The sequence below is a fragment of the Coprobacillus sp. AF33-1AC genome (genome assembly GCF_003475785.1).
In the GTDB taxonomy this organism is placed as follows: domain Bacteria; phylum Bacillota_I; class Bacilli_A; order Erysipelotrichales; family Coprobacillaceae; genus Faecalibacillus.
In genome coordinates, this window is record NZ_QRQB01000032.1 from 1 (window position 1) to 20,421 (window position 20,421).

The window sequence follows — 20,421 nt, forward strand, 5'->3', positions numbered from 1 at the left end:
ACAAATTTTAAAAAGACTGTCGATAGTCAATTTGTCAACAGTCTGAAACTATGCCTAGCATAGTTTTTTTTCTCGTTTAGAAATTAAATATTCACGCCTTTGATTTGTGCTATAGTTTGAATATAGTGGAGGATAGGTATGAAAAAAGTATTGTTTTTTGATGTGGATGGAACATTAGTTGATCATGGAAATCATATTGATAAAATTCCAAATACGGTAAAAAAGGAAATTAAAAGATTACAAAATAAAGGATATGCTTTATTTGTAGCCAGTGGAAGACCAAAGGCATTTATATCAGATACGATATTAGAAGCAGGATTTGATGGCTATATTTTATGTAATGGAGCACATGTGGAATTAAATGGAAAAATGATTAGTAAACGTCCTTTAGATAAAAAAGCCTTAAAGAAGTTAGTGGATATATTAGAAGGTATCAAAAGTGAATATATTTTAGAAACAGCACATCACTGTTATTTAAAACCTGAATATGAAGTTTTAGAAGCTTTCTTTAAAACATGTGACGTTGATTTTAACCAAATAACACGTCATTTTAATGTGGACGATGTTTTAGAAGATACCTTAAAAGTAGAAGTGAATACCAAAGATGAAAATAGTCAAATGATTGTTGACTATGTTGATGGTTTATTTGACTACGATAGTCATGGTACGGATAATGCCTTTGAAATTTATTCTAAATCAGTATCTAAAGCAACAGGAATTCAAGAAGTATTAGATTATTTACAAATAAGTAAAGAAAATAGTTATGCTTTTGGTGATGGTTTAAATGATATTGAAATGTTACAAATGGTAGGACATGGTGTAGCTATGGGTAATGCTTGTCAAGAATTAAAAGATGTAGCTGATGAAATCACAGATTCTATCTTAGACGATGGTTTAGCTAAATATTTAAAAACAATAGAATAATAAAAAAAGCTCGTTTGAGCTTTTTTTATTTAATGAATTTAAAATGTTGACCAGGTTTAATGAAATCTAGTAAACCTAAATCTTCTTCTTTAATTGTACCGATAAGGTTACGTTCACCATCATTAGGGATTTCTGTTAAAACAACTTCTAGTTCTCCTCTATAATGAGCTAAGTTATCGTTTACAACAAGAACATCTCCACGAGTGAAAACTTTTTTACCACAATCATGATGTGGAATAGATTTATCATGCACTTTTAATTCTTTATCACCAAATCCAGAATCTTGAACAGTAGCTTGATTTTTGAATTCTAATCTTGGGAAACTTGATCTTAACATAAATGATGAATGATCATAACGATCCCAATGAGGAGCAAATTCATACATGATATATTTTTCATTATCACTTATTTCTGGTACTTCATCAACACGTAATTCTAAAGCTTGATAGTTTACTTTTGATAAAGCTTCTAATTCTGCAGTTGTTGCAGGGTAGTTACCAACGATAATATCATCAACATCTCCAGTAGCAAGTAAGTATCTTGCTTGTACTTCGATTGGTAAGTTTCTCATGATTTCTACAGTTGGTAAACCACAAAATACTTTCCATGGTCCAATTGTATTTTCATTTGTACTTGAAACAAAGGCAGCAGTATGAAGATTTAAAGCTTTCCATTGTTTGTTATATTGTTGGAATAAATCAAAATCTAATCCTGTATATCTTTCAGGGAAGAAGTTATGACACATGATAATTTGGTCTTTATTTCCTCCGTTTTTAATTAATAAGTCAACACCAGCATCCATACTTGCATTAAATTCAATTTGAATACCATAAGGGTTTCTTGTTACAGCGATATCTCCTTGAGTACCAAAGTTACCATCTAAACGAATGATATCTAATCCTAAATCAGCAAATGGTTTAAGGTTATCAGGTGTAGCCCCAATTAACTTAAATACAGCTGGGTTTGTATCTGCAGCAACAATAAATCCTAATTCATGAGCTTTATCCATGAATTGTTTAAATTCTTTTAAATAACTTTCTCTTTTATCATCTGGAATAGATAAAAAACAAGTAAAGATTCTTTTGAAACCTAATTTAGCAGCAGTTTCCATATAATCATATACTTCTTTAATATCACTTTTATCAGGATAAACAGAGATTCCTAGACTATGCATATTACTTCCATCCTCCTTTGTCTATCTATATCTAGTATATACAAGAATTCGATTTAATGAAAGCCTTTTATAAATTAATAACTTGTATTTTTATAAAAAATACAAGATAATATACAAGAATAGGAGTGATATTATGTCTTTGAACGTTGTTCTTTCATTTGTTGTAACAACATTAATTTCATTTATCTTAGTTCCTGTAGTTATGAAGGCAGGAAATATATTACAAATTGTTGCTCATAAAAATGCTCGTACTATTCATAAAAAAGAAATTGTGCGTATAGGTGGATACGCTATTTATATGAGTTCATTAGTAGGGTCGGTGTTGTTTTTGAAAACTGATCCACAAATTAATGCTATTTTGGTGAGTGGGTTTATTATCTTTATTACAGGGTTATATGATGATGTTCATGATTTGTCACCTAAAATTAAGTTAATTTTTGAAGTGATGGCATCCGTTATTGTTATTATATGGGGAAATATTTATATTAAAGGATTTAATTTCTTTCCTGAACCTTATGGAACCATTGTTTCAGGAATTGTAACTTTATTTTGGATTGTGGGTATTACCAATGCTATTAATTTAATTGATGGCTTAGATGGATTATCAGCAGGTATTTCCGTTATTGTTTTATTCACTATTTCGATGACTTCGCTTATTTCGGGAAGAACGGATATTGCTTCTTTATCCTTGGTTTTAGCGGGAAGTATTATGGGATTTCTATTTTTCAATTTTCATCCTGCTAAGATATTTATGGGTGATTGTGGAGCATTGTATATAGGTTTTATGATATCTGTTATTTCTTTACTTGGCTTTGGATATAGTATGTCGGCTTTCTTTACTTTAGGGGCACCGATTGTGGTATTAATGGTTCCTATTATGGATACATTAATTGCGATTGTTAGAAGAAAGTTAAATCATAAAAAATTTAGTGAAGCCGATCGTTCTCACTTACATCATAATTTAATGTTTAAGTTAAATTTAGGACAGAAAAAAAGTGTATTAGTTTTATACGCTGTTACATTTTTATTTTCTTTAACATCTTATATTTATTATTATGATCCAACGATTGGAATTTTAATGTTTATTGTTTTAATGATCATATTTGAAATCTTTGTTGAAATTACTGATATGATAGGACGTAAATATAAACCATTACTTACAATTATGAATGTTTTTATTCAAAGTGATCAATTACCTAAAATCCGTATTCTAGAACAATATCGAAAAAACAGAACACCACAAAAGAAAAAAAGAGATCATTTTATTTTGTTGTTATCATTGATGATGATTTTTGGTGGCTGTACATATTACTTTGTTGGTAACCAACCACCAATGAATACATCAACATCATTAAAGACACCTTATGTTCAAGAAAATAAAACGACTTTACTTACAAATATATATGAACGTTTAGACCGTGCTCACCAATCAAAAGATGAAATAGAAGAATTACAGTTAGTTGCAGCGTATTTTGTTTGTGATTATTTCACTTTAAAAGATCAAAGTAAAAAAGCAATAGGTGGTATTGACTATATTTATCCTACGATCCGTGATAGTTTTTCTACTTACGCTAAAAATTCTTTTTATACAAATAAGAATAAAGATTTAGCAGTTGACCATTATAATATTGTTTCTTATTCTCCTTCTAAAGTGACAATCGAAGGATTAGAAGACCAAGATTATTATAATGTTTTAATTGAAATTACTTTTAATGAAGATGTTGAAGACTTTAATAATATTATTAATGTCACAATTGTAAAAAAGAATAAACGTTTTTATGTTTGCGGTATAGATCATGCATAGAGGGTGAATAAAATGGATTATTGTTATCATTGTGGAACAAAGTTAGAAAAAAGATATTTAGAAAAAGAGGGAATGATCCCTTATTGTCAGACTTGTAAACAATTTATTTTTCCTGTTTTTTCTACGGCATGTAGTATGATTGTTTTGAATAAACAAAAAGATCATGTTTTACTGATTAAACAATATGGCACAAAACATTATGTTTTAGTTTCAGGATATGTAAATATTGGTGAAAATGCAGAATCAACAGTAGTGAGAGAGGTTAAAGAAGAGGTTGATTTAGATGTGGTTTCTTTAAATTATAATAAGAGTGAATATTTTAAAAGAAGTAATACTTTGATGTTGAATTTTACTTGTATTGTTGATCAAATGAATTTTCAAATTAATGATGAGGTAGATGAAGCTAAATGGTTTCCTTTACAAGAGGCAAGAAAAGCCATTATGCCTGATTCTCTAGCAAAACGATTTTTAGAATATTATCTTGATCATATCAAGTAAAATCGTAGTTGTTTTTTAAAATATATTATGGTATTATTTTAAAGCAATGTATCAAAATACTTTTAAGGAGGTATATTATGTTTACAACAGTATTAAATGTGCTTTTAGTTATTATTTCTATTGCGCTTATTATATTATGTCTATTACAAAGTGGTAAGTCAGACGGAATTGTTAATGCATTAACTGGTCAAAGTTCTAATTTGTTTGCACAACAAAAAGAACGAGGAATTGATTTAGTGATGTCAAGAATGACGATGGTTCTTGGAATTGCATTTTTCGTTATTGCAATCATTTTACGTATGGGATAATGAATAGGACGCAAGTCCTATTTTTATTTTAAGGAGGTGAAACTATGGAAGAAAGAATATTAGATTTATTAGAGAACATAGAATTTAAGGAACGTAACTTAGATGGTATTATGAAACAATTAGGTTTAGATACCAGTGAAGAATTTAAAACGGTGATGAAAGCCTTAAATGCTTTAGAAGATCAAGGAAAAATTGTAAGAAGTCAACATAATTTATATTATTTACCAAAACAAATTCATGTTTATATAGGAAAATTAAGTATGAATAAAAGAGGTTTTGGTTTCGTAAGATTAGATGAAGAACATGATGATATTTTTATTGGTAAGCATGATTTAAAAGATGCTCTTGAAGGAGATACTGTTCTAGTTGAGTTAAAAAAGCATAGTGAGGGTCAACGTGAAGAAGGAATCATTAAAAGAGTCATCAAAAGAGGACAAACGAGAATTGTTGGTGAACTTAAAAAAGGAAAACGAGAACTTATTTTAGTAAGTGATGATATTTTATTTGATAAACCTGTTTATATAGATCAGGCCCATAGTCATGGTGCTGTAGCAGGACATAAAGTTGTTGCAGAAATCAAAACGTATAAACCTTACTTAAAAGGAAATGTTGTGGAGATTATTGGTCATAAAAATGATCCTGGTGTAGATGTGGCTTCTATTGTTTACCAACATGAAGCACATATTGATTTTCCTAAAGAAGTTCTTGAACAAGTGAGTCATATTCCTAATGAGATTGATAAAGAAGACATTAAATCAAGAGTGGATTTAAGAAATGAAACTATTGTTACAATTGATGGTGATGATGCTAAGGATTTAGATGATGCCATTTCATTAAAAAAATTGGCTAATGGTCATTATCAATTAGGGGTACATATTGCAGACGTGAGCTATTATGTAGAAGAAGGCACTGATTTAGATAAGGAAGCTTACGAAAGAGCAACATCTATTTATTTAGTAGATCGTGTTATTCCGATGTTGCCTCATAAGTTATCTAATGGTATTTGTTCACTTAATCCTCATGTTGATCGTTTTACGATTTCATGTTTAATGGAAATTAATCATGAAGGTGAGGTTATTTCACATGAAATATTACCAACCGTGATACATTCAACTGAAAGAATGACTTATCGCCATGTCAATGAAATATTAGGTGGTGATATTGAAAGACAAAAGCAATATCATCATGTTAAAGATATGTTCTTTTTAATGCAAGAATTATCGGATATATTAATTCAACATCGTAAAAAACGTGGCGCCATTGATTTTGATACTAATGAAGCTAAAGTCATCGTCGATCAAAAAGGAATCCCAACTGATATTGTTTTAAGAGAAAGAGGAGTCAGTGAAAGAATGATTGAATCCTTTATGTTGGTAGCTAATGAAACTGTAGCTGAACATTTTAAATGGTTAGAATTACCATTTATATATCGTGTTCATGAAAACCCTAAGTTACAAAAACTTCAACAATTTTCAACAATCGCTAAAACATTAGGATACACCATCAAAGGTTCTTTAGAACATGTTTATCCTCATGAATTAAGTGCTATTGTTGATGCAAGTATTGGGACACCTGAACATCAAATTATTTCAACCTTATTATTACGTTGTATGGCTAAAGCCAGATATGATGAACAATGTTTAGGACACTTTGGTTTAGCTGATGAATATTATACTCATTTTACATCGCCGATTCGTCGTTATCCTGATTTAATGGTTCATCGTTTGATTCGTAAATACTTGTTTGAAAAGAAAGTAGATGAACAAACACTCACTCATTATGCTTCAATTATGCAAGAAATAGCTGAACATACATCATTCCAAGAAAGAAAAGCCATTGATATTGAACGAGAAGTTGATGATATGAAAATGGCTGAATATATGGAAAGTCATATAGATGAAGAATTTACAGGTATTGTTTCTTCAATTACTAACTTTGGTATGTTTATTGAACTTGATAATACAGTTGAAGGACTTGTTAGAATGGAAGATTTATCAGATGATTATTATTTCTATGATGAAAGAAGTCTTCAATTAATAGGACAACGTACAGGTAAACGTTTTAAGATGTCTGATGAGGTCAAAGTCAGAGTTAAAGGAGCTTCTAAAAAAGAAAAAACAATAGATTTTGAAATTGTTGGTATGAAATCTAACAAAAAGAAGAAAAAAACTGTTATAATAGATAAGCATCGTAAACATCAAGACGTTCATAAAAGAAAACGCCAAGATCAAAAACGATTCTATCGAAAGAAAAGAAATAAAAAATAAAGTAAAGGAGAAAAGGAATGAAGATTGTATCTAATAATAAAAAAGCATATCATGATTATTTTATCCTAGATACATATGAAGCTGGTATTGAATTAAAAGGAACTGAAATTAAATCTGTTCGTCAAAACCAAGTGAATTTAAAAGATTCCTTTGTGCGTGTTAAAAATAATGAAGTATTCGTTGAAAACATGCACATTTCTCCTTATGATCATGGTAATATCTTTAATCATGATCCAAAAAGAACCAGAAAACTATTACTTCATAAAAAAGAAATCTTAAAGATTACTAATAAATTAAAAGAAGGTGGTTTAACAGTTGTTCCTACTAAACTTTATTTTAATAAATCAAGTAAAGTTAAACTTGAGATAGCTATCGCTAAAGGGAAAAAACTTTATGATAAACGTAATGATTTAAAAGAAAAAGATGCCAAAAGAGATATTGAAAGATCGTTAAAGAATTATTATTAATCTGGGGATGTCTTGGATTCGACAGGGGTATGTTTGACCTTAGCTGCAGTCGTTGGAGTACGTTAAACTCAAACAAAAAATAACTGGAAACAGACAAACTAATTACGCTTTCGCTTAGTCGACATAGACATGAAAGCTGCTGACATTAAGCGAGCCTATAGCTTTTTGTTAGTATTATAACTTTTAGGATAAGGGTTAAGGGAGTCTTGACTTTAACCACGAAAATTTAAAGAATCGCTTGGTGTAAAATTGTTCATTGATTGTAGCCAAGTTAAATTATTCAATGGACTAAACTGTAGACGCTTTGGAGGAATTGCTTTTGGACAGGGGTTCGATTCCCCTCATCTCCACCAAAATTAAGAGTCAAAATGGATGTCATCGAAAAAACACCGATGGAATCAACGTTTTTTAAGATATTTTAAAGAATCAAAAAATAGCGATTTACGTGGATGTCACCCATATAAAAGGGTGTCACTACCTAAAAATCGCTATTTTTCACTTCAAAGATGAGGTAAAATGGATGTCATTAAAAGAAAGCAGGAAACCAAATGAAATTTTATATTAACAACAAGGAATTAAGTGAAAAAGTATTTTGGAGAACACTAGAATCATTAGTAAGTCCAATACAAAGAGTACACATCTTGGATGGAATGAAAGTGAAGATTGCCGATTATTTATGTTGGATTGAAATGGTGTAATGCTTTTAAAAGTGAATATGACAGATGAGATAGTAGATTAAATGATTTGCTATCTTTTTTTATATTAATTAAAAAAGTTCATCATATTTTTATAATGATGTAATATAAAGATATATAAGATAACTTTTATGGAAGGAGATAATTTTAATGAAATTATAATAGGTAGTTAAACTAATTTTTATAGGTAATTATGAATACATAGAATAAAGGAGTGGCAAATATGAGCAGTACTAATAATCTTGATGCAAAAAATGCTTATGAGAAAATATGTAAATTCTCTAACAAATCAGGTAGATATTATAAGACATTATTTCATGTTCATACACCAGAATCTTGTGATTATAAGTTATTTATAGATAGAGAAAACTTCAGTTATGAAAATGCGACAGATGAGGAAATGTTTGAAATATGTGTTGAATTAGGTATTCTACCTAAAGCTGATAATTATACAAATTATAAAAAAATAGGGGTAGAAGATGGACTATATGAGTCATACAAAGAGGCTTTTGCTTTTTTAATATTTGTCTATTATTTAGCTGAAAAAAATATAGAGATTGCTATTTTAGCTGATCATAATACAATAGCAGGTTATAAAAAAGTAGATAGGGCTATAAAAAATTTAAAAGAAGTGAAGGGTAAAATAAAGGGATACTGTCCTACGATTATTGCTGGTATTGAAATAACATGTGCGGATAAAAATCATGTTATTGGTATTTTTGATTATAATAATGAAAAAGTAGTAAACAAAATATCCGAATGGTTGGAGTATAATTTAGTTAATATAGAAGCCGGAACGATATTAACAAGTTTAAACGTAATGGAATTTTTAACAAATTTGGATATTATTACTTATATTGCGCATTTCGATAATGCAGATATGATTCAAAAAACAGATTATTTAAGTGGAGCTTATAAAAAGGAACTGCTCCAATCTAAATACTGTAATGTTATAGGATGTTCTACTTATGAAAAAATTAATATATTAGATAAAAAACTAACAACAATGCTAAAAGGGAAAAAATTTAAATATCTAATAGATAATGATTCACATTGTATTGAAGGATTAGAAGAAAATTATGTGTGGGTTAAAGGCTTTGAAAGAAATGTGAAAATGATTAGAGAAGCCATTGATAACTATGATGTTTCTATTTCTTTAGATAGGGAAATGAAAATAAACAATAGACAATATATTAAAGGAATACATTTACAGGGGAGTGAGGCATCTTTTTTAATTAATGAAAAAAATAAAAAAATGGATTTTACGTTGGTCTTTTCATCATCGTTAAATTGCATTATTGGAGGTAGAGGAACAGGAAAAAGTACACTTTTAAAATTTTTAGAATATGCATTAAATCAAAAATGTGAATCATTGGAGATGCTTAATTTTATTTGTAGGCATGGTCATATTTGGTTGTTGTATATTTATAACAATACTGAGTACATGATTGAGATGCTAAATCCTCTTATTGAAGATTATTTTTCGGATTCTGCGGATGTGTTAGCATACTATGATTCTAATAGAAGAGAATATTATACATATAAAAAAAGTGATTTTAATATTGAAAGAATAAAAAGATATTCTTATGAAAAAAATTTGAAAATATATGAAATTGTCCACAATGAAAAAGGTATTAATTTTAAAGCTGTAAAATCAAAAAGAGACATGTTGAATAATTTTTTTGATACAACCTATTCAGTAAATGAATTAGTTAGAACTGCAAGTGGGGATGATATTAACGATTTTATTTATAATGTTATGTTTAATAATGTTACAATAAGCAACGCAAATAGTATCAGTGTAAGAAGTTTAAATGGATTAAAAAATGCTATTAAAAATGCAAAGAAGATAATGAATAACAGATATCAAGAGGTTATGGAAATAATTGAAAAATTTAACAATAGAATGGGGAATACATTAAAAATTGTATATACTCAAAATAATGAGGTTGATTTACCAGATTTTAAAAGTTGGATAAATCTTAAACAGAAAAAGAGGGAATTTATCAAAATTGATAATATTAAATATAGTATAAGATATGAGAATGTTATCGATTATTTTGAAATGCTCTGTGATCGATTAGGTATTTTTGGGTTATTAGATAAAATAGAAAAAAAGAAGTAATAAAAGGAAGTATTTTAAATTTTGCTGAAAGTTCTTTTGAGTTGGATGTGGTTAGCATAGATGAAACAAATGAAAAGAATTTTATTTTATTACTATATGACAAAATACTAAATGAAGCTAATGCATATAGAATTATTGGCTATTTAAAATACTATGTTACAGACTGTGAGAATTTTACCATTCAGTTTAATGTAAATAGTAAAACAGGAGCTAAAGGAGTTAATTTTAAGGATATAAAAATTCTTTCTTTGGGACAAAAAGTGGTTGCTATGTTAGATTTTATTTTAGGATATAGTGAGTATTCTGAAGATTATAGACCTCTTATTATTGATCAACCTGAAGATAATTTGGATAATAGTTATATTTATTATAATTTAGTAAAGCAGTTAAGAGATACTAAGGAAAAAAGACAAATAATTTTAGCAACACATAATGCTACAATTGTTACAAATTCAATGTCGGATCTTGTATGTGTTATGGATTCTGACGGTAGAAATGGATGGATAAAAAGATATGGTTATCCAGGTAATAAAATAATAAAAAAAGAAATCGTTAATTGTTTAGAAGGAGGAATTGAATCATTTAAGCATAAACAAGAAATTTATAAAGAAGTATTGAAATAAATATTTTAATAAAAATTATCAATAATTAAGGCTTATAGCGATAACTATAAGTCTTTTTTTTACGAAAGAAGGTGGTACAATGAAAGAAATAATCATATCTATTGTTTCAATGCAAATTGGTGCATTTATAGGAATTGCTACAATGTGCTTTTTCCAAGTCAATAAAGGTAATGGTAGCTCTGATAAGCAATAAATACAAGTATAGACTTTGTACAAATTTAATGATGATAATGAGTAGAGGAGATGAGAATATATGAAAAAAAGCAATATTATAGTTTTAGCGTTATCTACACTGTTGGTTGTTTGCAATGCACTACCAATGAACAATCATGTAGAAAACAAAAAAGAAGTAGTTATTTCACAAAAAGAGGCATCAAAAAAGAAATCAAAGAAAAAAGATGTATCCAAAGATGAAAACAATGAAAGTGATAAAACTGTAAATGATACATCCAAACAAACAGCAGAAGAAAATACGATTCAGGAAGATCAAGAATCTGTAAAAAGTGATGTGCAAACTCAAGAGAAAACGAGTAATCAAAAAACTAATGAAAATAAAACACAAAAGAAAGTTGAAACAAAACAAACACCAATACAGCCTGTTGAAAGTAATCAGCCTTCTTCTGTAACACCAAGTCAGCCAGCATCAAGTGGAAATACTACTAATGCACAACAACCTCAAAAGGAAGAACAAACAAAGATTTTAAGAGTGACATATTGGGTTAAATGTGATTGTGGAAAAGAATTGACACATTCAATAGATTATAAAGATTACGAGTCTTACTATAATAGCAACGATTATTCAGTAAAGATTTTAATTAACCAATTATTAGATGAAGGACATTGTGCAGGAAATGAAGAAGTATGTGGTGCTTCGCATTATCGTTATGGCACAAATGAAAATTGGATTTATAAGTAAATCATTATCAAACTATGTAGAAACATGATAGAATTAAATACGGATAAAGAATAAGTAAATAGTTTATCATAGATAATTACTGAAAATTCAAAATATTACCAACAAATTTTTATAAAAATCTCTCATTCTTTATCCATTTAATATTATAAGCAGGCAGGTCGATATGATCTGTCTTTTTTTGTTGGAGGAATATATGTATTTAAATAAGTGGGTATTCAAGCCATAGGACAATCGAAAGATTGTCCTTTTTGCATTTAATAAACAAAAGAAGTAGGGCAATGTTTGAAACTTGCATTGCAAACAATAAATAACAGGAGAAAAAGTAAAATGAAAAATAAACTTTCTAAACTATATAAGATTTTTTTAGCAGTAGGAATGGTATTTTCAATGTGTTTCAATACGCTTGGAATGAGTGTAGTAAATGCTTATGATCCATCCGTTCCTAAAGAATTTACAAGAGTGAAAAATATCAAGTATCCAGAATGGTGGGGCAGAAAGATTCCATCCATTGCTTCATGGTCAACGTATTCATGTAAATACGATGGTAAATGGGCTTTCTGTTTGGAAGCAGAAAAGAAGACACCTGCAAGTGGTAAATATCCTGCACAGGTCATTGAAAATAATGAAAACGTAAGAAAGCTACTTTACTATGGCTTTGGAGGTCCTGCAGCCTATGGTGAATTTGCAGCGGATGCAGATCTAAAGACAGCTATCTGTCCAGATGACCCTCTTACAAATGATGATATCAAATATCTTTTGACACATATCTTTTTAAGTGGCGCTTATTCAGGACAATGGAAAGGTTTTGATGAAAACTTGTTCAACCAAACATTCGGAAGTAATTATGGTACAAATATCATGAACATCTATCGTCGAATCATTTCATTACCTGATCCAGGTAATGGTGTTTCTTGGGAAGGCAACAAATCAGGAAACAGAGCATTGTTTAAAGCAAGCTATGATAAGACAAATAAGCAACAAGTTACAAATACTGTGAAATTAAATGGTGCTTCATCTGCTGAAGTGAATATTCCATTGGCTTCAAATGTGACAATTCACATTGCTGGAACTTCTGCAACACAAACAGGTGGTACTGCAAAAGTGTATGGTGGACAAAGCTTTTATTTTACAGCGCCATGTCAAAATTCACCATCAAATTTTGTGAGTGACAATATATGTGGAAACGGATGTGAACGATTCACAGCATTAGCTATTCATGATGGAGGTGCAGGAACTCAAGCACAAGGAACTTGGAATATGGATCCTGATGATGCACGTCTATATTTAAATATTGAATAGCTTGATTTTGGTTCCTTGGAATTAACTAAAAAGAATACAAATCAAGATCTTATTGATGGTGCAAAATTTAATATCAAATCTGTTTCATATGACGGTTATAATGAAAATACCGTTGTAAAAAATGGAAAAATCAGAGTGAATGATCTATTGGTTGGAACTTATGAAGTCAAGGAAAAGGAAGCACCTCATGGATATCTTTTAAATACAGATACTTTTACAGTCAAAGTAGAAAAAGATAAGACAACAGTATTGAGTGTTACAGATGATGAACCTAAAGGAAACATTGATTTTCAAAAAGAAATCGATACTTCTAAAACAAATGGTCTAAAAGGTGATGCTACTGCTGAAGGTGTTTCTTTTGAATTACATGCAAGTGAAAAGATTACAAATCAAGCTGGAACAAAAACTTACTATGAAAAAGGTGCATTGGTATCAAGCAAGAAAACAGATGCCAATGGAAAGATTGCTTGGAGTGAATTGCCATTAGGGAAATATTACATTCAAGAATCAAAAACAAATGATTCATTGGTCTTCAATGATGCAAAGATCAGTGTATCAATCGATTATGAAGGACAAACAGTTTCAAAAGTATCAAGAAGTGCAAAAGGTACTAACAGAGTGAATATGCAAAAGATCCAAGTTTTTAAATCAGGAGAAAAAGACAGTATTTCAGGTCTTGTTAAAGGATTACAAGGAGCAGAGTTCACATTTCGTTTAAAAAGTGAAGTTGATCATGTTGGATGGGACAATGCTACAACTTATGCAGTTATCACAACTGATTCAAATGGTAAAGCAAATACACCATATCTTCCTTACGGGAAATATATCGTCAAAGAAACAAAGACACCTAAAGATTATATTACAGCACCAGATTTCACAATTTCAGTAACAGATGATTATAGTGAATATAAAGATGTTGAACAGGTAAAACGTGTCAATGTGAATAACCGACCATTTACGTCACAACTTAAAATTATCAAATTAGATGCTGAATCAGGAAAGAAAGTCACATTAAATGGTGCATCATTTAAAATCAAAGATTCAAAAGGAAACTATGTTGTACAAAAAGTTGGCGGTAAAAAATATGACACATTTACAACTAATTCTAAAAACGTTGTTACAGTAAAGGATGCTGAAGAAGGAACAGTAACACTTCCTTTACAGTTAGACGCGGGAGATTATTCTATCGAAGAAGTAGAAACACCTAAAGGCTTCTTGCAACTAGAACAATCTGTAAAATTTACAATTATAAATACAAGAGATTATGACAAAGATGAGGATGAAGATCCAATTCTAACTGTCAAAGTTAAAAATGCACAGCCAAAAGGAAAAATTATTTTAACAAAGACAGACAAGGCTACAAATGAAGCACTAGCTGATGTTGAATATGAATTAACTGCCAAAGAAAATATCTACAGTGCAGTTGATGGTACTTTACGCTATGCAAAAGGAGCTACTGTTGCCAAAGGAAAAACAGATGCCAATGGAAAACTTGTCATTGATTCGCTATTCATGGGCAAATATGAATTAAAGGAAACTTTAACAAATGAAGGATATGTGCTTTCAGAAAAAGTACATCAAATCAATCTTGAACAAAAAGATCTAACAACTAAAGAATATGTCATTACAAAAAATGTAACGAACATTGCACCTCATGGTGAAATCCATGTACAAAAAAGAGACAGAGATACATTAGAAGATCTTTCAAGTGTTACTTTCCAATTAACAGCAAAAGAAGATATCTATTCACTTGACGGAAGAAATAAGCTAATTTACAAAAAAGGTGAAGCTGTTTCAATGGATATTTCAGAAAACGGATATTATGTGACTAATGAATTAGGTGAAATTCATATTTCAGGATTACCACTTGGAAAATATGAGTTGAAAGAAGTTCAAGAATTAGAAGGCTATGTTAAAAACAATAAGGTCTATGATATTGATTTAAGCTATGATCACACAAATAAGATCATCTATTCAAAAGAACTTGATATTCTTAATAAAAAGACAGCAACTGAAATTTCAAAAGTAGATGCAACTAATGAAAAAGAACTTGAAGGTGCAAAACTTTCATTAAGAGATGAAGATGGAAATCTTGTAGAAGAATGGACATCAACAAAAGATGTTCACATTATCAGAGGTCTTGTATCAGGTAAAAAATATATCTTGCATGAAGATCTTGCACCATTAGGATATGCAACAGCAAGTGATGTAACATTTACAGTAAATGAAGATGGAAGTGTGACCAAAGTTAAAATGAAAGATGAAATCACAAAGGTAGATATTTCAAAAGTAGATGCAACAACTGGAAAAGAAATCGAAGGGGCTAAACTTACATTAAAAGACAAGGAAACAGGTGAAGTAGTTGAATCATGGGTTTCTGGAAAAGAACCACATCGAATCGAAGGATTAACTGTTTCAAAAACTTATGTGCTTCATGAAGATTTAGCACCTGCAGGTTACAATGTTGCAAGTGATGTTGAATTTACAATCTCTGATACAGGAGAAGTTCAAAAAGTAGTTATGAAAGATGAAGCAAAACCTGTTGTTGTAAAAACAGGTGATGATACAGACTATAAATCATTGAGTGCGTTACTAATTGCCAGTGGATTATTAATTGCAGCAGTGATTTGTAAAATCAAAAGAGGTAAAGATGAATAGGAATCAGAAGGTAATGTTTATGCTGTTAGTCATTTTCATTACCTATTTTCTTTACATTGTCTATAAATACTGGATTGCAGATATTGAATGGTTTCCATTTAAGAATATCTGTCTGTAACAAAGAAAAATAATTTTGAAGGAGGTGATGACTATAAGATGAAAATGAATAGTTTGATTTCATGGGTAGGTGGAAAGAAGTCTATTAGAGATTTGATCTATGCAAGATTTCCACAAAGCTATGGAAGATATATTGAAGTGTTTGGTGGAGGAGGGTGGGTACTGTTTGGAAAAAAGCCAGATAAGTTTGAGGTCTATAATGACTTCAATAACAACCTTTCAAATATGTTTGCGGTTGTAAGAGATCAGCCATTGGCTTTTATTCAGGAACTTGGTTATCTTCCTGAAAACGGAAGAAATATCTTTAATCTTTATAAAGAAATTATAACCAAGCAAAGAGTAGAAGATAAATTTTTACAGGAAGAAATGGAAAAGGTAAAGGTTTATTTTACCGAGCTTCAGCAAGAAGAAATCATGGAAATCATGAATCAAGAACGGATTGAAAAACAGGATGTAAAACTTGCTGTTGCATTTTTTAAGCTTGTCAGATATTCCTATGGTTCAGGGTGTAAAACTTTTGGATGTCGACCTTACGATGTACGTAAAGCATTTAATACAGTCTGGCAAATCAGCGACAGATTGGCAAATACAGTTATAGAAAACAAGGATTTTGAGGCACTGATTATTCAATATGATCGATCAGATGCCTTTTTTTATTTGGATCCTCCCTACTATGAAACGGAAGGACATTATTCTGTCGTATTCACAAAGGAAGATCACATTCGCTTAAGGGATACCTTAAAGAAATTACAGGGAAAGTTCCTGCTATCCTACAATGACTGTGAATTTATACGAGATCTGTACAAAGATTTTTATATTGAAGGATTTTCAAGAATCAACAATATGGCTCTTCGTTATGATAAGAGTTCACAGTTTCCAGAAGTGTTGATTTCCAATTACAATCCTATGAAGAATTCAGGAATACAGAAACATCTTGATTTATTTGAGCAGGATGGAGGTGATGAAAATGATGAATGAGTATCAGATGAAACTTGAGGAAGGGAATAAAGTGACCCTTCCTGAAAGTTTAGTTAACAAGTTGCTGTTAAGAAAAGGTGAAACAGTCTGTTTGATTCAGGAAGATGGTATCAAGGACAAGTGCTTTAAAGTAACTGCAGAAAATGAAAAAGAACTGTTCGATGAAGATTTTTACTGCATTCCCAAAAGGGTATTTGATATGTGTCATTTGGATTATGAAAGTATTCAAATCATCGTTGAACAGGGACAAATGGTCATTACCAATCCACAGTATGTGTTGAGCTATTTAGGAAAAGATATGATTACCTGTCTTTTAAAGCAAAATGTGGATTTAGGATTATTTGCAAAGGATCTTGTAGATTTATTAAATGAACAGACAATCGAAGAAGCTGTTTAGAAAAGGAGGAAACAATGGTACAAATTTTAAAGAATAAAAAAGTAAAGGTCATTATCTGTTTGATGATCATCTTAATAATGCTTGTATTAACAATGAAACAGTCTTATGCGGCAGGAGATGTTTCAAGTGTTATTCAGCAGGCTTGGAAACAAATGGAGTCGCAGATTAAAAATATTGTCAACAATGTTGTGTTTCCTGTTATTGATATCATACTTGCTGTCTTTTTCTTTGCTAAGCTTGCAATGGCATATTTTGATTACAGAAAACAAGGACAGTTTGATTGGACAACACCAGCAATACTGTTTGCGTGTTTAACATTTTCCTTGATTGCACCAAACTATATCTGGAAAGTCCTATAGAGGAATAGATTATGTTTTTATGGGATTTTGTCGCAGATAAGGTCATGGGACAGATTGTTGACTGGATCTACAGTAAGCTACTTGAATTTTTAGGTGAATTCTTTGGCATGATGGGATCAATGGGAGCAGATCTGTTTGACTATGACTTTGTAAGAGCCATTATTGAACTGTTTAGACTTTTTGGATGGGCGCTGTTTGTTTCAGGAATGGTCGTTGCAGTATTTGAGATTGCCGTTGAATATCAAAGCGGTCGAGGCAGTATCAAAGATGCCTGTCTTAATGCTATGAAAGGGTTTATGGCTGTGTCTTTGTTTACTGTATTGCCTGTAGAATTATATAAGTTCTGTATTTCTTTGCAGGTAACCATGTCCAATGGGCTTGCTAAACTTGTAGGAAGTCAGTCCGTAGGTGATTCAGCAATTAAGTCACTGTCGTATATGCAAAAGCTGTCGCTTGGAACGGTATTGCTTATCTTTTTGCTGATTATGATGGGCTATTCCATTATCAAAGTGTTCTTCGCAAATCTAAAAAGAGGAGGTATCCTTTTAGTAATGATTGCAGTAGGATCGCTTTATATGTTTTCAATTGTGCGTGGCTATACAGATGGTTTTATTCAATGGTGCAAGCAGATCATTGGTATATGTCTTACTGCATTTTTACAGGCAGTCATTTTAATTGCAGGTCTGGGTGTTATGAAAGAAAACTGTCTTTTAGGAATCGGCTTGATACTGGCAGCCAGTGAAATTCCACGAATTGCAGGACAGTTTGGACTTGATACAAGCATGAAAGCAAATATCATGTCTACTGTTTATGCGGCTCAGTCAGCTATGAATATTACAAAAACAATTATGAACAGAAGCTAATAATCATCTTGCATTTTTCCTGCTTATTTGGTATTTCTGTTGTAGGAGGTACAGCATGACTATCGAAGAACTGAAAAAATATAAATGGTTTGTTGCAACATGCAAGTATGAAGGTATCGTTGGGAAAAAGCATTGTTTTACATATGATGTTGATAATTTAAATACAAATTTGTTAAGTGGAATGATTTTAGTTGATGATGAACTTGTAAAAGAAACAGAAGAAAAGGGTGTCTGGCAGGACTGTGTTTTTGATGCGATTTGTGATGAAAAAGTTCAAATCGTACAGCAATGTTCAAAGCCAATCATTCTTTATGAAGAAGTTCCAGAATATGATGAGTGGGTGAATCTGTTATTGTATCGCTATCTTGAACAGCATTATTATGAAAAGAAATGGATGACCTATATACAGGTCGATAGAAAAATGAATGATGAAATGAGGTTGAGCTAAAATGTATATGTATCCCGATAATTTAAAAGGGAAGGCAACATTATGGCTATGGTATTTAAGAGATATTGGAATCGTAGGTGTGGGGGCAATCATTGGAGTGATTGCCATTTCTCATGCCAATTTTTATATGCCAATGGCATTAGTAGGGTGCTATGCTTTTTTAACTATCCGTATGGCTGATACCAGTATCTTTGATTTTTTATCATATGCCTTTGCCTTCTTTATATTTTCACAACAGCTATATAAATGGCATTTTACAGGTGAAATAAAAACACCCTTGAATACAGAAAACAGGAAAAAGAAATGGAGGCTATGATGAAAAGAAAGAAGAAAACAGAGAAGAAAGATACCGTGAAAAAGAAAACAAAGAAAAATAAAAAAGTATCCAGTACAAGGATGCTAATCAATACTAAGACGATTACCGATTACAGTTTAAAACTGTTTAATGGAGAGGAAGTCGTCTTTTTTGTTGTTCAGCCACAAAATCTTTCTGTTATGTCAAAAGAAAACATAGGTGCAAAGATATTTGCACTTACAAATGTTGTAAAAGGACTAAATGATATTGAAATTATCTGTCTGAACAGTCGAGATAATTTTGAAGAAAACAAATATTTTCTGAAAAAAAGAATTCAGGAAGAAACAGAAGAAGTTGTTATCAAGCTTCTTAATGAAGATCTGTATCATTTGGATAAGATTCAAACACAGACAGCAACAGCACGACTTTTCCTGATCGCTGTTCGTATAAAACCTGATGATCAGTTAGAAGTACATTCTTTGATCCATCGTATTGAAAAACTCATTCGTATGCAAAATATCTCTGTAACACGAGCAGATAAGGAAATGATTAAAAGAATGTTGGCTGTCTATTTTGAACAGAATGTTACAACAAGTCAGTTTGAAGATTATGATGGAAAGAGGTGGTATGATGGTGTTCAATAAATTATTTGGTAAATTCAAAAAGGCTGAGGTTGAAGATGAAGAAGAAATCAAAGTACAGGATTATCTTGATATGATTGCACCTTCAACAATACGTTTCTATACAGAATATTTTATTTGTGGCAACAGCTACAGAAGTGTCTGGGCATTACGAGAGTATCCAACCTCTACAGATGAACAGGCACTTTTACGTTATATGGGTGAAAAAGACGGAGTCACCTTGCATATTTATGCCAGACAGGTCACTTCTGCAGAGGAAAAGAAGATCATTGGAAATGCAGCTAATAAAAACAGGCTCAGACAAAGCAATACGCAAGATCTAAAAGAAACAGTAACCGCTCAAAGCAATCTTAATGATGTTATTGAACTGATTGCCAATATGCATCGAAACAGAGAACCACTTGTTCACTGTGCTGTTTATTTTGAGTTGATTGCTGACAGCTATGATGAACTTAAACTTATTCAGACTGAAATGATGACAGAACTTGTGCGAAGCAAGTTGAATGTTGATCGTCTTCTTGGATTGTCAACACTTTTTTGGACACTTTTTATGAGAACGCACGAT

General features: G+C 30.8%; 20 protein-coding genes, 1 other RNA gene and 1 pseudogene. 21 read left to right on the plus strand and 1 reads right to left on the minus strand.

Features of this window, described 5'->3' with window-relative positions:
* The first annotated feature begins 138 nt into the window (after nt 1-138).
* Nucleotides 139-924 carry an HAD family hydrolase gene (locus DWZ53_RS10025; protein WP_118434031.1) on the plus strand — a complete coding sequence of 262 codons (786 nt, stop codon included), beginning with the start codon at nt 139-141 and terminating at the stop codon, nt 922-924.
* A gap of 25 nt (nt 925-949) precedes the next feature.
* Here the strand turns inward: DWZ53_RS10025 and DWZ53_RS10030 are convergent, their stop codons facing one another.
* A complete protein-coding gene (locus DWZ53_RS10030) occupies nt 950-2,098 on the minus strand; it encodes a DUF871 domain-containing protein (RefSeq protein ID WP_118434033.1) in 1,149 nt (382 codons plus the stop codon).
* Between the two features lie 133 nt (nt 2,099-2,231).
* Here DWZ53_RS10030 and DWZ53_RS10035 point away from each other — a divergent pair, with 133 nt between their 5' ends.
* The 20 genes and pseudogenes from DWZ53_RS10035 to DWZ53_RS10125 all read left to right on the plus strand — a co-directional run.
* Nucleotides 2,232-3,902, plus strand: coding sequence for an MraY family glycosyltransferase (locus tag DWZ53_RS10035; protein WP_118434035.1), 1,671 nt, complete (start codon nt 2,232-2,234; stop codon nt 3,900-3,902).
* Nucleotides 3,903-3,914: 12 nt separating this feature from the next.
* A complete protein-coding gene (locus tag DWZ53_RS10040) occupies nt 3,915-4,400 on the plus strand; it encodes an NAD(+) diphosphatase (RefSeq protein WP_118434037.1) in 486 nt (161 codons plus the stop codon).
* A gap of 77 nt (nt 4,401-4,477) precedes the next feature.
* A complete protein-coding gene (secG, locus tag DWZ53_RS10045) occupies nt 4,478-4,708 on the plus strand; it encodes a preprotein translocase subunit SecG (RefSeq protein WP_118434039.1) in 231 nt (76 codons plus the stop codon).
* 44 nt (nt 4,709-4,752) lie between these two features.
* Nucleotides 4,753-6,975, plus strand: coding sequence for a ribonuclease R (gene rnr / locus DWZ53_RS10050; protein ID WP_118434041.1), 2,223 nt, complete (start codon nt 4,753-4,755; stop codon nt 6,973-6,975).
* 17 nt (nt 6,976-6,992) lie between these two features.
* On the plus strand, nt 6,993-7,442 hold the full coding sequence (smpB, locus tag DWZ53_RS10055; protein ID WP_118434043.1) for an SsrA-binding protein SmpB: 450 nt from the start codon (nt 6,993-6,995) through the stop codon (nt 7,440-7,442).
* Nucleotides 7,443-7,445: 3 nt separating this feature from the next.
* Nucleotides 7,446-7,795: a transfer-messenger RNA gene (ssrA, locus tag DWZ53_RS10060) on the plus strand.
* A 195-nt stretch (nt 7,796-7,990) separates the two neighbouring features.
* A complete protein-coding gene (locus tag DWZ53_RS11130) occupies nt 7,991-8,140 on the plus strand; it encodes a hypothetical protein (protein ID WP_158568246.1) in 150 nt (49 codons plus the stop codon).
* A 220-nt stretch (nt 8,141-8,360) separates the two neighbouring features.
* Entirely contained in the window at nt 8,361-10,262 is a 1,902-nt protein-coding gene (locus tag DWZ53_RS10065) for a Spaf_1101 family AAA-like ATPase (RefSeq protein WP_118434045.1), read from the plus strand.
* A 47-nt stretch (nt 10,263-10,309) separates the two neighbouring features.
* On the plus strand, nt 10,310-10,885 hold the full coding sequence (locus DWZ53_RS10070; protein WP_147358162.1) for an ATP-binding protein: 576 nt from the start codon (nt 10,310-10,312) through the stop codon (nt 10,883-10,885).
* Between the two features lie 253 nt (nt 10,886-11,138).
* A complete protein-coding gene (locus tag DWZ53_RS10075) occupies nt 11,139-11,801 on the plus strand; it encodes a hypothetical protein (protein WP_118434047.1) in 663 nt (220 codons plus the stop codon).
* Between the two features lie 327 nt (nt 11,802-12,128).
* Nucleotides 12,129-13,100 carry a thioester domain-containing protein gene (locus tag DWZ53_RS11370; protein WP_118434048.1) on the plus strand — a complete coding sequence of 324 codons (972 nt, stop codon included), beginning with the start codon at nt 12,129-12,131 and terminating at the stop codon, nt 13,098-13,100.
* Nucleotides 13,101-13,115: 15 nt separating this feature from the next.
* A complete protein-coding gene (locus DWZ53_RS10085; RefSeq protein WP_118434049.1) occupies nt 13,116-15,758 on the plus strand; it encodes a SpaA isopeptide-forming pilin-related protein in 2,643 nt (880 codons plus the stop codon).
* A gap of 156 nt (nt 15,759-15,914) precedes the next feature.
* Nucleotides 15,915-16,853 (plus strand): DNA adenine methylase, encoded by a 939-nt coding sequence (locus tag DWZ53_RS10090; protein ID WP_199589199.1) that lies wholly within the window; start codon nt 15,915-15,917, stop codon nt 16,851-16,853.
* Nucleotides 16,846-17,250 carry a hypothetical protein gene (locus DWZ53_RS10095; protein WP_147323164.1) on the plus strand — a complete coding sequence of 135 codons (405 nt, stop codon included), beginning with the start codon at nt 16,846-16,848 and terminating at the stop codon, nt 17,248-17,250. Before DWZ53_RS10090 ends, DWZ53_RS10095 begins: the two co-directional genes overlap by 8 nt.
* Before the next feature lie 14 nt (nt 17,251-17,264).
* Entirely contained in the window at nt 17,265-17,609 is a 345-nt protein-coding gene (locus DWZ53_RS10100; protein ID WP_022001033.1) for a DUF3852 domain-containing protein, read from the plus strand.
* Between the two features lie 11 nt (nt 17,610-17,620).
* The gene (locus DWZ53_RS10105; RefSeq protein WP_022001032.1) at nt 17,621-18,472 is read left to right on the plus strand and encodes a conjugal transfer protein TrbL family protein; all 852 of its coding nucleotides are present in this window, start codon (nt 17,621-17,623) and stop codon (nt 18,470-18,472) included.
* A gap of 55 nt (nt 18,473-18,527) precedes the next feature.
* Nucleotides 18,528-18,920 (plus strand): hypothetical protein, encoded by a 393-nt coding sequence (locus DWZ53_RS10110; protein WP_022001031.1) that lies wholly within the window; start codon nt 18,528-18,530, stop codon nt 18,918-18,920.
* A 1-nt stretch (nt 18,921) separates the two neighbouring features.
* A complete protein-coding gene (locus DWZ53_RS10115; protein WP_022001030.1) occupies nt 18,922-19,236 on the plus strand; it encodes a hypothetical protein in 315 nt (104 codons plus the stop codon).
* Nucleotides 19,224-19,859 carry a hypothetical protein gene (locus DWZ53_RS10120; protein WP_233541883.1) on the plus strand — a complete coding sequence of 212 codons (636 nt, stop codon included), beginning with the start codon at nt 19,224-19,226 and terminating at the stop codon, nt 19,857-19,859. Before DWZ53_RS10115 ends, DWZ53_RS10120 begins: the two co-directional genes overlap by 13 nt.
* Nucleotides 19,849-20,421, plus strand: a pseudogene (locus DWZ53_RS10125) (hypothetical protein); the annotation flags it as partial. The gene DWZ53_RS10120 and the pseudogene DWZ53_RS10125, both read left to right, overlap by 11 nt.